The 13,223-nt window shown below is 55.7% G+C and carries 14 protein-coding genes; 8 read left to right on the plus strand and 6 right to left on the minus strand.

Going from position 1 to position 13,223, the window contains the following annotated elements:
- Positions 1-13 precede the first annotated feature (13 nt).
- The 7 genes from PMI22_RS05010 (at position 14) to PMI22_RS04980 (ending at position 7,892) form a co-directional block, all read left to right on the plus strand.
- Positions 14-1,165: an acyl-CoA dehydrogenase family protein gene (locus PMI22_RS05010; protein ID WP_007948287.1), complete on the plus strand. Its 1,152-nt coding sequence runs from the start codon at positions 14-16 to the stop codon at positions 1,163-1,165.
- Positions 1,166-1,236: 71 nt separating this feature from the next.
- A complete protein-coding gene (locus tag PMI22_RS05005; protein WP_007948288.1) occupies positions 1,237-2,421 on the plus strand; it encodes an acetyl-CoA C-acyltransferase family protein in 1,185 nt (394 codons plus the stop codon).
- Positions 2,422-2,735: 314 nt separating this feature from the next.
- Complete coding sequence (locus PMI22_RS05000; protein ID WP_007948289.1) at positions 2,736-3,545, plus strand: AraC family transcriptional regulator; 810 nt, start codon at positions 2,736-2,738, stop codon at positions 3,543-3,545.
- 134 nt (positions 3,546-3,679) lie between these two features.
- The gene (gene panB / locus PMI22_RS04995; protein ID WP_007948291.1) at positions 3,680-4,480 is read left to right on the plus strand and encodes a 3-methyl-2-oxobutanoate hydroxymethyltransferase; all 801 of its coding nucleotides are present in this window, start codon (positions 3,680-3,682) and stop codon (positions 4,478-4,480) included.
- 543 nt (positions 4,481-5,023) lie between these two features.
- Positions 5,024-5,335, plus strand: a complete 312-nt coding sequence (locus PMI22_RS04990; protein WP_007948292.1) for a DUF485 domain-containing protein — start codon at positions 5,024-5,026, stop codon at positions 5,333-5,335.
- Complete coding sequence (gene actP, locus PMI22_RS04985) at positions 5,332-6,996, plus strand: cation/acetate symporter ActP (RefSeq protein WP_007948293.1); 1,665 nt, start codon at positions 5,332-5,334, stop codon at positions 6,994-6,996. The genes PMI22_RS04990 and actP overlap by 4 nt, the downstream gene beginning before the upstream one ends.
- Before the next feature lie 104 nt (positions 6,997-7,100).
- A complete protein-coding gene (locus PMI22_RS04980; RefSeq protein ID WP_007948294.1) occupies positions 7,101-7,892 on the plus strand; it encodes an alpha/beta fold hydrolase in 792 nt (263 codons plus the stop codon).
- 51 nt (positions 7,893-7,943) lie between these two features.
- Here the strand turns inward: PMI22_RS04980 and PMI22_RS0129750 are convergent, their stop codons facing one another.
- Positions 7,944-8,396, minus strand: a complete 453-nt coding sequence (locus PMI22_RS0129750) for an Lrp/AsnC family transcriptional regulator (RefSeq protein WP_033049645.1) — start codon at positions 8,394-8,396, stop codon at positions 7,944-7,946.
- 257 nt (positions 8,397-8,653) lie between these two features.
- On the opposite strand from PMI22_RS0129750, the gene PMI22_RS04975 reads away from it, so the two are divergent.
- On the plus strand, positions 8,654-9,271 hold the full coding sequence (locus PMI22_RS04975) for a LysE family translocator (RefSeq protein ID WP_007948295.1): 618 nt from the start codon (positions 8,654-8,656) through the stop codon (positions 9,269-9,271).
- A 225-nt stretch (positions 9,272-9,496) separates the two neighbouring features.
- On the opposite strand, the gene PMI22_RS04970 is transcribed toward PMI22_RS04975, so the two are convergent.
- The 5 genes from PMI22_RS04970 to pedF form a co-directional block, all read right to left on the minus strand.
- Entirely contained in the window at positions 9,497-9,862 is a 366-nt protein-coding gene (locus PMI22_RS04970; RefSeq protein ID WP_007948296.1) for a histone-like nucleoid-structuring protein, MvaT/MvaU family, read from the minus strand.
- 311 nt (positions 9,863-10,173) lie between these two features.
- Entirely contained in the window at positions 10,174-10,836 is a 663-nt protein-coding gene (locus tag PMI22_RS04965) for an MBL fold metallo-hydrolase (protein WP_007948298.1), read from the minus strand.
- 16 nt (positions 10,837-10,852) lie between these two features.
- Positions 10,853-11,614, minus strand: a complete 762-nt coding sequence (locus PMI22_RS04960; protein WP_007948299.1) for a quinoprotein dehydrogenase-associated SoxYZ-like carrier — start codon at positions 11,612-11,614, stop codon at positions 10,853-10,855.
- 9 nt (positions 11,615-11,623) lie between these two features.
- A complete protein-coding gene (locus tag PMI22_RS04955; RefSeq protein ID WP_007948300.1) occupies positions 11,624-12,499 on the minus strand; it encodes a substrate-binding periplasmic protein in 876 nt (291 codons plus the stop codon).
- Between the two features lie 4 nt (positions 12,500-12,503).
- On the minus strand, positions 12,504-12,965 hold the full coding sequence (gene pedF, locus PMI22_RS04950; protein WP_007948301.1) for a cytochrome c-550 PedF: 462 nt from the start codon (positions 12,963-12,965) through the stop codon (positions 12,504-12,506).
- Positions 12,966-13,223: the final 258 nt, after the last annotated feature.

The raw sequence follows: 13,223 nt of genomic DNA on the forward strand, positions 1-13,223 counted from the left end.
AGAGAGATACCCGATGCACGACCTCGAATTGACTGAAGAGCAGCGAATGATTCGCGACATGTCCCGCGACTTTGCTCGTCGTGAGATCGCGCCGAAAGCCGAACACATGGAAAAAGCCGGCTGGATCGACGACGTCCTGGTGAAGCAGATGGGCGAACTTGGTCTGCTGGGAATGGTGGTTCCTGAAGAATGGGGTGGCACTTACATCGACTACGTCGCCTATGCCCTGGCCGTGGAGGAAATTTCGGCCGGTGATGGTGCCGTCGGTGCACTGATGAGTATTCACAACTCCGTCGGTTGTGGTCCGATTCTGAAGTTCGGCACGCAGGCACAAAAGGATTTCTGGCTAGCAGATCTGGCTAGCGGGCAAGCAATCGGCTGCTTCTGTCTGACCGAACCGCAAGCAGGATCAGAAGCGCACAACCTGCGAACACGTGCAGAACTGCGCGACAGCCAATGGGTGCTTAACGGTGCAAAGCAATTCGTGAGCAACGGTAAACGCGCCAAGCTGGCCATCGTGTTTGCCGTGACCGATCCGGAGCTCGGCAAGAAAGGTTTGTCGGCGTTTCTGGTGCCCACCGATACACCAGGTTTTACGGTCGACCGAAGTGAACACAAGATGGGGATTCGCGCATCAGATACCTGCGCGGTCACCTTAAACGATTGTCGAATTCCCGAAGCCAACTTGTTGGGGCTGCGTGGAAAAGGCCTGTCGATCGCCCTGTCCAACCTGGAAGGTGGACGCATCGGGATCGCCGCTCAGGCGCTCGGTATTGCTCGCGCTGCGTTTGAAGCAGCACTGAATTATTCACGTGACCGTATCCAGTTTGGCAAGCCGATCAGCGAGCACCAAAGCATCGCCAACATGTTGGCTGACATGCACGTGCAGCTTAACGCTGCCCGCCTCATGATCCTGCATGCAGCACGACTGAAAAGCGCCGGCCACCCCTGCTTGTCGGAAGCCTCGCAGGCAAAGTTGTTCGCGTCAGAAATGGCTGAGCGTGTGTGCTCAAAAGCCGTACAGATTCATGGTGGTTACGGGTACCTGGAGGACTATCCAGTAGAGCGCTATTACCGGGATGCCCGCATTACCCAGATTTATGAAGGCTCCAGTGAAATTCAACGTCTGTTGATTGCCCGGGAACTGGCGCACTACACAATTTAAACATCTCGATGAGCGCTAGGTCCGACGGTTGGGCTCGCTCGAAACTTCATCTATCAAGAATGGAGCCCACAATGGCCCTAGCAGAAGTTTTTTTCGTCGGTACGGCACGGACTGCCATCGGTAGTTTCGGCGGAGCCTTAAAGGATATTCCCCTAGGCGATCTGGCCACCGCAGCAGTCAAAGGTGCCCTCACCCACGCAGGCATCGACGGCCAACAGGTTGATCATGTGGTGATGGGGAATGTGATCCCAACCGCGCCACGGGACGCCTACCTGTCAAGGGTTGCAGCAATCGGGGCAGGTATTCCCAAGGAAACGCCAGCGTTCAATGTTAACCGCTTGTGCGGCTCCGGCTTGCAAGCAATCGTTTCCGCCGCGCAGGGTATCCTGCTTGGCGATTTTGGGGTTGCTGTAGCGGGTGGTGCAGAGTCCATGAGTCGCGGCCCCTACCTCATCCCCAGCCTGCGCTGGGGGAGTCGGCTGGGTGACAGTCAGGCCGTGGATTACATGAATGGGATTCTTCACGATCCTTGGAAAAGATCCCATATGGGGATTACTGCTGAAAACATTGCCGAACGATATGGCATTTCACGTGAAATGCAGGATCAGTTGGCACTTCAGAGCCAACATCGGGCTGCACACGCCATCGCAGAGGGCCGCTTCAAGACGCAAATCGTGCCGGTGGAAGTGCAGGTGAAGAGAAGGACCGTGCTGTTTGATACAGACGAAAACGTACGCCCCGACATCGACATCGAACAACTGGCCAGGATGCAGCCAGTCTTCCAACAGGGTGGTACTGTGACCGCCGGCAACGCATCCAGCCTCAACGACGGAGCGGCGGCCCTCGTTCTGGCTGATGCTAATGCAATCAAGCAACACAACCTTAAGCCAATTGCCCGTCTTGTGGCCTATGCGCATGCCGGCGTTGAACCGGATTACATGGGCATTGGCCCCGTTCCTGCCACTCGCATGGTACTGAAGCGTGCTGGGCTGGGCATTCAAGACATTGATGTCATCGAGTCAAACGAGGCTTTTGCAGCGCAGGCTTGTGCCGTGGCCCAACAACTGGAATTCGACCCGGCGAAGGTCAACCCCAATGGTTCCGGGATTTCACTCGGACATCCGGTTGGTGCCACGGGGGCAATCATAACGATCAAGGCTATTCATGAGCTGCACCGCACACGCGGACGGTATGCGCTGATAACGATGTGCATTGGCGGCGGACAAGGCATTGCAGCCATTATTGAACGGGTTTAAGTCGACCACGAACCAATAATTTTCTGCAAGGGGCGTGACCGGAAGCCACCGGTCCGCTCCTCCAACTAAAATCGACGCCCCCCTAATTTACAATCCGCCAACCACAAACGTACAAGCCATGCACAACCCCGTTTGCTTATGCTCTGACTAACCTCCACAGGCGACGTATCGAAACGAAGGCGGCGCTGCAAAACATCGCATGAGACCCTTCTTACAGCACTAATTTTCGGGCGTCCCCTAGGCCCAGTTATTGCCGAAATCGACCATGCTATCCTGAATCGCGTTTTATATTGCAATCGCACCGGTGCGCCACTATGCAAGACGACCAATCGAAACGGGACTGGGTGATACATGCGCCTCTGACCTCGAAGGTCGAGCGGTTTGAGGCGTTCTTTGGCTCACACGCCTTCGACCCACATCGACATGATACGTATGCCATCGGGCGTACGATTTCCGGTGTACACCGGTTTCATTACCGCGGCGAATCGAAGCTGTGCTTGCCCGGTGAAACCATGATCATTCACCCGGATGAAGCACATGACGGTTGCGCCGGTTCCGAAGCAGGATTCCGGTATCGCGGCGTGTATGTTCCACCGTCCCTGGTCCAGGACATTGTGAAGGGCGCTCCCCTACCTTTTCTTGCCGCCGGCATTACACGTGACCCTCGCTTGGCCGCTGCCGCTGATGTGCTGCTCAATACCTTGGACGCCGATCTGGACTCGTTGGCGGAGGACGATGCTCTTTACACCTTCGTCAGTACTTTGGCAGAGGTCGCCGGGCATCCCATGACCAAAGCCTCCCATCATTTTGCGGCTGCCGCTCTCGCCCGCGAATACATTGATGACAACCTCGACCAGCCGATCACGCTCGACGACCTTGCTGACTGCGCGGGGCGAGATCGCTGGAATCTATCGAATGATTTTCGCGCGTTCTTCGGAACCAGCCCACACCGGTACCTCACACTTCGGCGCCTGGATCGTGTGAAAGCGCTCGTTCTGGCGGGGCAAGCGTTGTCGGACGCCTCGATAGAAGCGGGATTCTTTGATCAAAGTCACATGACCAGGCATTTCAAAAAGGCATTCGGACTTTCGCCTTCGCGCTGGTGCAATCCTCGAAAGGATTAGTTAATCACTGACTCCGTCACAAGCTCACCCTTGAAGCTCATGCCCACGCAAGTTTCGCTGAGGGGCCCTGCCCGCTCGTAACCGAAACGTACTCCCGCCTACTCCCGCGGAACACTGTCACAAGGACTTTTTCAATGCCTGATATCACTCTCACCACTCTGCATGGGCTCAAAGCTCGCGGCGAAAAAATTGCCATGCTGACCTGCTACGACGCCACCTTCGCCCAAGCGGCAAGCTCCGCCGGTGTGGAAATGCTCTTAGTAGGTGACACGTTGGGCATGATTTTGCACGGACACGACAGCACGCTACCGGTGCAGGTAGAAGACGTTGCCTACCATACCGAATGCGTCAGGCGCGGCAACGTCGGCGCCTTCATCGTCGCGGATCTTCCATTCATGAGTTACGCCACCGTTGAGCAGGCTCTGCAGAGCGCTGGTCGCCTGATGAAGGCCGGCGCACACATGGTCAAGCTGGAAGGAGATCGATGGTTGGCCGAATCGGTCAAACGACTGACCCAAAACGGTGTGCCGGTATGCGCACACCTCGGCCTGACGCCGCAATCAGTCAACGTTCTCGGCGGCTTCAAGGTCCAGGGGCGAGACCCGGTTCGGGCGCGTCAGTTGATAGAAGACGCGATCACATTGGAAGAAGCTGGCGCTGCAATGTTGTTAGTCGAATGTCTACCTAGCCCATTAGCCGAGCAACTCAGTCAAGCCGTAAGGATCCCGGTAATTGGCATCGGCGCGGGCGCCGGTACTGATGGCCAAGTGCTGGTACTTCACGACATGCTTGGTCTGTCCCTGACCGGACGCACCCCAAAATTCGTGCGCAATTTCTTGACGGGACAGAACAGTATCCAGTCCGCGTTGCAGTCCTACGTAGCGGCAGTTAAAAGCCGCGAGTTTCCTGGCGCAGAGCACGGATATGCAATGTGATGACGTTGTTCTCGAGCACCGTAAAAATTAGTGGGGGACGCAGAGCGCGTGCGGGCTGGTTCTCATTACGGGAGTGGCGTGTTTTGCAAATTAATCGGCGGATCGGGTTATTTCAAGGCTAACGGGTCACTGGCTAAGCTAGTCCCAAGATCTAGTTAGCCTGATTGGTACACCTTTTTGGTAAACAACGCGCATTGGCCGCTAATGCAAATAATCTGAGGATTGCAAAATCGGTAACCAGCCGCCAAGTGAGCGGTCAACCTAGAACAATAAAGGGAATCGCTGCATAGCTAGACCCGGTAACGCGGCATCCTCATTTCCATCTATCAACTTGAAGCTACATTCACGCACCACTTCAGTTGCCACGAGGTAATCAAGACCGGACACGACGTCCATAGCACCTGAGAGAGTTGGTTCATCGCGCAGTTTGCTGCGCACTTGAACTCTCTCGGGTTGCCCTGCAGCACCTGCCATTCAAGAGCATGGCAGCCCCATAACAAAAAAACTCCAGCCAATAACAATTAAAGTTTAAGGAGCTCAAATATGTCATCGCACCCCGTCTATCAGGCCCTGCGGAGTCATCCACAGTATCAAACACTGGTTCAACGCCGTAGTCGTCTCGCCTTTACCCTCAGTGCCATCGTGTTAGGACTTTACTCACTGTTTGTCGCTGCGGTCTCGTGGCATCCGCAACTACTGCTGCATGTGCCTCTGGGAGGTGGTCTCACCACCGGCATATGGTCCGCACTCATCCTTATCATCGGCTCCTGGTTACTGACCGGGCTGTATGTTTTTCGGGCAAATAATCAGTTCGACAAATTGACCCAGGCGCTGTTGTCGGAGGTGAAAGCATGAAATCGCTCACACGACTGTTATTGGTACCATTGCTCTGCTTCACCAGCATTGCGGCCATTGCACAGACAGTCCAACCCGGCACGCACGGGCCAAACATGACAGCGATCGCGATTTTCCTGGCGTTCGTGATCACAACCATCGGCATTACTTATTGGGCGGCCGGCCGAACACGTTCTGCCTCGGATTTCTACACCGCGGGTGGCGGTATCAGTGGTGTGCAAAACGGCTTTGCCATCGCTGGCGACTACATGTCGGCAGCCGTATTGCTTGGCGTTTCCAGCATGGTATTCGCCACAGGATTCGATGGAATGATCTATTCGGTCAGCGCTATTCTCGGATGGCCGCTGATTATGTTCTTGATGGCCGAACGCCTACGAAACCTTGGACGCTACACCCTCGCCGATATCATTGCCTATCGTCTCGACCCAGTGGGCACCCGCCTGTTTTCGGCCTTCAGCTCTTTTGTCATCGTGTGTTTCTACTTAATTGTGCAAATGGTTGGCGCCGGGCAGTTAATCAACCTTCTGTTCGGGATTGACTACGAAATTGCTGTTATTTGTGTCGGCGTATTGATGGTGGTCTACGTAACGTTTGGAGGCATGGTCGCTACTACCTGGGTGCAAATCATCAAGGCAGTATTACTGCTCAGCGGGGGGATTCTGTTAACGCTGCTAGCCTTTGAGCACTTTGGCTTTAGCATCGAGCACATGATCGACAGTGCCGTAGCCAGCCACCAGAGTGGCAAGCAAATTCTTGGCCCCCTGAAAATCGCCACCGACCCGCTCTCGATGATTTCGCTGTCTCTCGGCCTGGTCTTCGGTATCGCCGGTCTGCCACATATCATGATGCGCTTCTTTACCGTGCCTGATGCCAAGGCCGCCCGTAAGTCTGTGCTCGTTGCCTACGGCCTAATTGGATTGTTCTTCATTCTGGTCTGCATTCTAGGCACCGCTGCGATCAGCATCGTCGGTCAAGATCCACAGTACTTTGAACAAGGCGTCATTGGCGGCCCGCTTCTTGGCGGCGTCAACATGGCAATCATGCACTTGGCCCAAGCCTTGGGCGGCGATCTGATGTTCGGATTCCTTGCCGCTGTTGCATTCGCCACCATTCTCGCCGTGGTCTCGGGTCTGGCCCTGGCCGGCGCGTCCGCCATCTCCCATGACCTGTATGCCAATGTGCTGTGCAAAGGCAAACCCGACAGCAAAAGTGAAATGCGAGTTAGTCGCTGGGCAACCATCGGCCTAGGAGTCGTTGCCGTCGCTCTGGGGATTCTCTTCAAAGGACAAAACGTCGCGTTCCTGGTAGCACTGGCATTCGGGATTGCCGCCTCTTCCAACTTCCCGATCCTGCTGTTGGCCATGTATTGGAAAGGACTGACAAGTCGCGGCGCCATTTGGGGCGGGTTGAGCGGGCTGGTCAGCTCCTTGGCGTTGGTCTTGCTGTCTCCGGGTGTTTGGGTCAAAGTCCTGCATCACCCCGAGGCACTTTTCCCCTACGACTACCCTGCGTTGTTCTCGATGCCATTGGCATTCGTTATTGCCTGGGCGGTCTCATGCCTTGACCACAGTCCGAGTGCCAATGCTGAGCGTGACGCTTTCGAGCAACAAAGCGTACGCGCCGAAACTGGATGGGGCGCTGAAAAAGCCGCGCAACACTAAATGGCTTGAAGTAGTTTAAGACTAGGGTGTGGTAATGGCCTTCACCACGCCCATCCCGCAACGGTGTGAAAGGACAACACCGTTGTCTGATATGAGGATCATCAATGCAGGTTTCCATTACTCAGAAAGATCATTGGGTTAATACACCTTACGGACAGGTGTTCGCCCGCAGCTGGCATCCCCACAATGAGGAGCCAGCGCAAAACAAAGCCCCTATCATCCTCTTCCATGACTCACTCGGCTGCGTTGAGCTATGGCGCGACTTCCCTACCCGTTTGGCGAAAGCAACCAGAAGATGCGTGGTTGCCTATGACCGATTGGGGTTTGGTCAGTCAGATCCTCATCCGGGCGATTGGTCCTATCACTTCATTCGTGAAGAGGCGCAGCGTTACTTTCCCTTCGTACGTTCCAGTCTCGGCATCGATTGCTTTATCGCCTTCGGCCACAGCGTGGGGGGTGCCATGGCGACAAATTGCGCTGCGTTGTTTCCCGAGCAATGCCTGGCTTTGGTTACCGAGTCCGCCCAAGCCTTTGTTGAGGAGAGAACAGTCTCGGGGGTGCGCAGTGCAAAAGAACAGTTTCAAAAACCGGGTCAAATCGAGCGCTTGCAGAAGTACCACGGTGACAAGGCCCAATGGGTTTTGAACGCTTGGACCCAAACCTGGCTTTCGCCCTCTTACGCAGACTGGTCCATAGAGAAGGGGTTGCCGACGATTCAGTGTCCGCTGCTGGTTATCCATGGCGCAGAAGACGAGTTTGGCTCAACACTGCACCCTCAACGATTCGCCAACCTTGCCCGCAAGGAAGTGGAGCTGCTCATACTTAGCGATTGCCAACACGTGCCCCACAGGGAAAAAACGGAAAGTGTTATTGACGCGGTTGGACGCCTGTTATGAAGGCATGAGAGCAAGGTTGGTGTCGGCAGACGCCCGTTAGCCGCAACTGGTTCACAAGGGCAGTGAACGATCTTGAATGACACGCTTCATCACCAGGGTTGTGGTCAACCGCTGAACATTGGGTAGCGTCGACAAGCAATCATCATATAGCTGATGGAACGACGGTAGATCACGTGTAATGACATGAAGTAGGTAATCAGGCTCGCCAAACAGCCGTTGAGCCTCGACGATCTCTGGTACTCCCAATAGTGCACTTTCAAACGCTTCAACCGCTTGATGATCCCCTTCGCGCAGCGTCGCAAAAACCATTGCTGAAAAATTCAAACCTAACGCGCTAGGCGAAAGTTGAGCGCGATAGCCCTCGATCACCCCGGACTCCTCAAGCGCACGCACCCTACGATGGCAAGGGGACAGGCTCAGACCGACCCGCTCGGCCAGTTCTGTGACCGACAATCGCCCGTCAGTTTGAAGCTCGGCAAGTATCTTTCGATCAGTGCTATCCATATAGAAGAATCTACCTTAATTCAGTCATCAACCTGGAATAATAGGGAAAACATTTTAACCGTTTTCAATTATTCTTTTTCAAACTTTGTTACCACCTGTCATCCGTATTTGTCCGATTCAGGACTGATATCGGTTGTATGTCTGCGAGAGTGAAAAATGCACCCCGTCATCACTAGCAATCAATTCAACAAGGCGGAAGCTGTCATACGCGGCTCTCGCCAACCAATCACAACATCGTCCATCAATGCGAGGTTGGTATGAGTCTTAGTATTTTCGCCGCGTTCTGGGCTGTGTCTTTTTTATTCGTGATTACCCCTGGAGCAGATTGGGCGTACGCGATTTCGGCGGGGTTGTTTGGTCGCGTCGTGATGCCCGCGGTGGCTGGTTTGTTGATTGGCCATGTGTTGGCGACGCTGGTTGTAGCTGCAGGCGTTGGTGGCCTGGTTGCTAGCAACCCCGTCGCCCTTTCGGTGCTCACTATTGGAGGCGCGGCTTACCTGATCTGGCTCGGAATCAACATGCTTTTACGCCCTTCGGTACCACAAGCCGGCGAGACGCAAGCCACAGGCTCCTGGGCACGCTGGACTCTTAAGGGGGCCTGCGTGAGCGGCCTCAATCCCAAAGTTTTTTTGCTTTTTCTGGCTTTGTTGCCGCAGTTCACTGATCCAACGGCCGTATGGCCGGTGCCATTTCAGATCGTCGCGCTGGGCCTGCTTCACGCCTTCAGTTGCGGCGTGATTTACCTGGCTGTGGGTTTTGGCTCTCGAGCGGTGCTGCAGGCTCGTCCGGTGGCAGCCAAAGCGGTTAGCCGTCTCTCGGGGGCTATCATGATCATTATCGCCGTGCTTCTGTTGATTGATCAGATTCTGCGCTAACTACCATCTGCTTCAGAAATAGGCGAAGGGTAAACCTATGTTGAGAAGCTCTGCAGGGATGTTCCGTTAGCTTCGTAAAGCTTTCGAGTGACTGCTTCGACCACTTATTGCCCGTCACTGATACCAGCTTTCGCGGGTAGGCAAGCTGACGAAGCTTTTAACCGCCACTCTTGAATGAGATGAAAAAAAGGGGCCTCGAAGGTCCCTTTTGTACCCAAACCAAAATCATTTGGTCAGCCAAGATTCAACGGTCGTGGAGCCGTGTTCTGCTTTCCATTCTTTCAGTGTTTTGTGATTGCCGCCTTTGGTTTCGACGACTTCGCCGGTGTGAGGATTCTTGTAAACCTTCACTTGGCGTGGCTTACGGATGCCAGCTTTAGAATCGACAGCAAGAGCGCGACGGCTCGCTTGCGGATCTAGCAGGTTGACTACGTTCGGTAGGCTGTAGCCGTACTCAGCCAGCAGTGCACGCAGTTTGGTCTCGAACTCGATTTCTTTCTTGAGGCCAACGTCCCCTTTCAGGGCTTCGAGAGCTTGGAGCTGTTCAGCCAAGTGCTTTTCAAGCTGACGAAATTCTGCGAGTTTTGACATGTTAATTCCCCATGTAGTTAGTCACCTAACAATATACCAAAAACCACAATTTGAACCTAGGGTCAGGGAGCCCCGTGTCTGTGAGTCCAGGTTCGCGGCTTCAGTGAGCTGGCGATTGGTTGATGTGTCGGGTTCGATTGCTCTTACCATCAGGGGAAGATCCGGAGAGCATTGGGTGTGGCGCGTGGAGGTATGCCCCAGACTGAAGTGAGCCATTTCGGCGCCACATCTGACTAGCGTTCACGATAGGGAGCGCCATGGAATGGAAACTGCGCAGATTGCCTCGTAGCGCACGAAAAAACTAAAAATAGTTAGATTAGGTAAGTATCTGATTTATGGGCGATAAAAAGCAGATAACAGTTAGTAAGGCTCCAGAAGCCGTGATAAAACACCAGGTCCCCGGCAAACAGCACGCCGGTTCGCTGGTCGAGAATAGCCAGATCCGCTGCCGTATGCCCACCCAGGCCCAGCACGCGTAAATCGTGATTCCCAAAACTGTGTACGCCTGGTGTCACGACCTGATTGGGCAGCACCACTTCGGTGCCGCGCATCCAGTCGCCCACCATTCGATACATATTCTCGGCCATCGCATCACCTTGTTGATGCAACAGCTCGGTGGTCGCCGCCAGTGCGCCGATGGGCACATCGGCAAACGCCTGATTGCCCAGCACATGGTCCGGGTGATGGTGGGTCAGAAATACCTGAATCACCGGTTTATCCGTGATCGCCGCAATCGTCTTGCGCATGGCCTCGCCGTAACGCTTCGACGGCCCGGTGTCGATGACCACCACCCCTTGCTCGGTGACAATGAACGCGGTGTTGACGATATTGCCGCCGTTGGCCTTGTTGAAATTATCCGTGCTGCCTTCCAGCAGCCAGGTGTCTTCGGCGATCTGCCGGGGCTTGAGCGAATACTCAAGCTCGGCCATGGCCGGCAGGCTGACGCTCAATACAAGCAGCAGTATCCAGCGCATGACACGCTCCTTTGGGTCAGGGGATTGAAGCATCAAATTCATTGCCGCTGGTGTCCCGAATGAACAGGCGCGTCTGCCCTGCCCCTTCAATGTCAAAGGCAAGGTTGGGGTTTTCACTGACAGCGGGAAACAGCTCCAGCCGCGCCAACAGCTGATCGTTCAGATCCTTCAGTTCCGCATGGTTGATGAAGAATTCCGGAATACCGCTGACCATGCCGTTGTCCATCGGGTGCGCCACTTGCACGCGCAATCGGTTGAACTTACTGCGCGGATAGCGACCGCCCAACACTTCGCCGATGTGCTCCTCCCAGCCAGGCTGGGTGCGCACGACGCTCGGCGCGGTGCAGCCGCCACCTGCGGCATCAATCAAGGTCGAACCGACATGCCACAACCCATCGCGGGTCAAAACCGCAGCGCGCAAGGGGGTGGCCTGTTCGATCCGGATACGGATCGACAGCCACGGCAATACACGGTCCAGCGGCTGGAAATCGACGATCCTCGGCAGCGGATTGAGTTCGGCCCAGGCGAGGATTTTCACCACCTCGCCCTTGAACGCTCGTGCATCGATTTCCAATGGCACTTGCCGGGCGTCTTCGGCAAACGGCGGCGCCAGCAGCTTGACCCGATCATCAAAGACAAAGGGTGCATCGCCGAGCATTTGCTTGTGATAGAACGCCCACATCACCGAGGGCACCGGGTCTTTACCCGGATCGATGCTCGTAGCGTGCGCAGCCAAGGGTAACCAACAGGCCAACAGACACGTCATTCGCCAGCTCATCACCCGCTCCTATTGATACATCTGCGGCACGTCATAGCGCAGGCCGTAATGGCTGTAGATCGTCTTCACCGCACCCTCGCGGATCAGGCCTTCCAATGCCTCTTCCACGGCATAGGCCAGTTGCCGATTACTTTCGTGCACGGCCATGCCGATTTCCCAGAGCTGCTTGCCCATGCTCGGGTAGGCGTTTTGCGCCAGTGCCACCTGCGGGTCGGCCGCTTCATGCACCTGCCAGTCAATTTCGCCCCGCATGGCCATGACGGCGTCGACCTCACCGGCCTTCATCGCGGCAAATGCCTGTGGCACGCCCGGATAGTGGTGGGTCTTGCCGGCGAGCATGCCGTTGAACACCGAAGTCAGGTAAAACGACGGCACGCTGTCGACCTCGACGCCAATCGGGTGATGCTCGAACACGGCCACGCTGCCGACTTTTTCCAGCCGACGTTGATCGTATGCCACCTGCCATTGTTCGGTCTGATAGGGGCCGAACATCACCACATGACCGTTTTCCATTTCGCCGAATTCGTTGCGCTTTTGGGCGAAGTCGCGGTCATAGGGCACACGCATCATCAGGTCGGCCAGTTGCTGGTTGTGCAAGGCACTGGCGCGCCAAATGTAATCCCGCAAATCGTCATCGAGTTTTTCCCCGGCAGGCGCCCAGATCAGCGTCAGGCGTACACCGAGCGCCTTGGCCAGGGCCTCGGCGAGCTCGACATCAACACCTCGGGGCTGGCCGGCCTGTTCAAAACTGTAGGGGGGGAAGTCCTTGTAGACCGCCACTTTCAGCTCCCCGGCGGCGATCATTTCGTCATAGGTGCGAACCTGCGCCTGCACTGTCTGGCAGCACAGCCACAGTGCACTGATCAGCACCGCGATCAGACGCATGGGATCACTCCTCGACGTGAACGCTGTCGAGGTAAGTGCGCACCGCCCACAAGGCTTCCTGGCTCAAATAGTCGGCCATTTTGGGCATGTAGACCCGACCGTCACGCACCGCGCCATGACGCACGCGCTCGACAAACCACTCGTCTCCTGACTCTCCGACATCAAGCATGCGCAAGTCGGGGGCAATCCCACCGGACTTGGCCTCCAGGCCATGACAGGCCGCACAGTTCTGGTTGTAGGCCGACGAACCGATTTCCAGCGCCTTATCTCGCTCCGGGGAGGCGCGATAGGGGTTGGCCGCCGCCCAGCCATCCGCATCGACCGGAACACCGGCGTCCTTGATCGGGGTCAGACCCTGGGTTTCCACGGCTTGAGGTACCACGTTGCCGTGAGCCCACACGGAACCTGCACTGATAAAGCCGGCCAGCAGCCCGGTCATGAGCAAAGCGTTGCGTATTGTTGTCATTGTTATGCCCTCAGGATTGCACGCAAAACCTCTTGGCAGAGGCTATGGCACCCATCTTAGAAACAGCATTGCAATCACCCCATGCTGCTTTGGTGGTCGCCTTCTAGTCCCTTGGTAGTAAGGCGATGGAGGCAGCCGACAGGCGTAACGCGATCCGTAGCAGCTGGCGAAGCCTGCGTTCGGCTGCGCAGCAGTCGTGAAATCAGGCGATGCGGTGGTTCAGGAAGACCGCAGTTTCAGGTTTTACGACTGCTGCGC

It is taken from the genome of Pseudomonas sp. GM21 (genome assembly GCF_000282215.1).
GTDB lineage: Bacteria > Pseudomonadota > Gammaproteobacteria > Pseudomonadales > Pseudomonadaceae > Aquipseudomonas.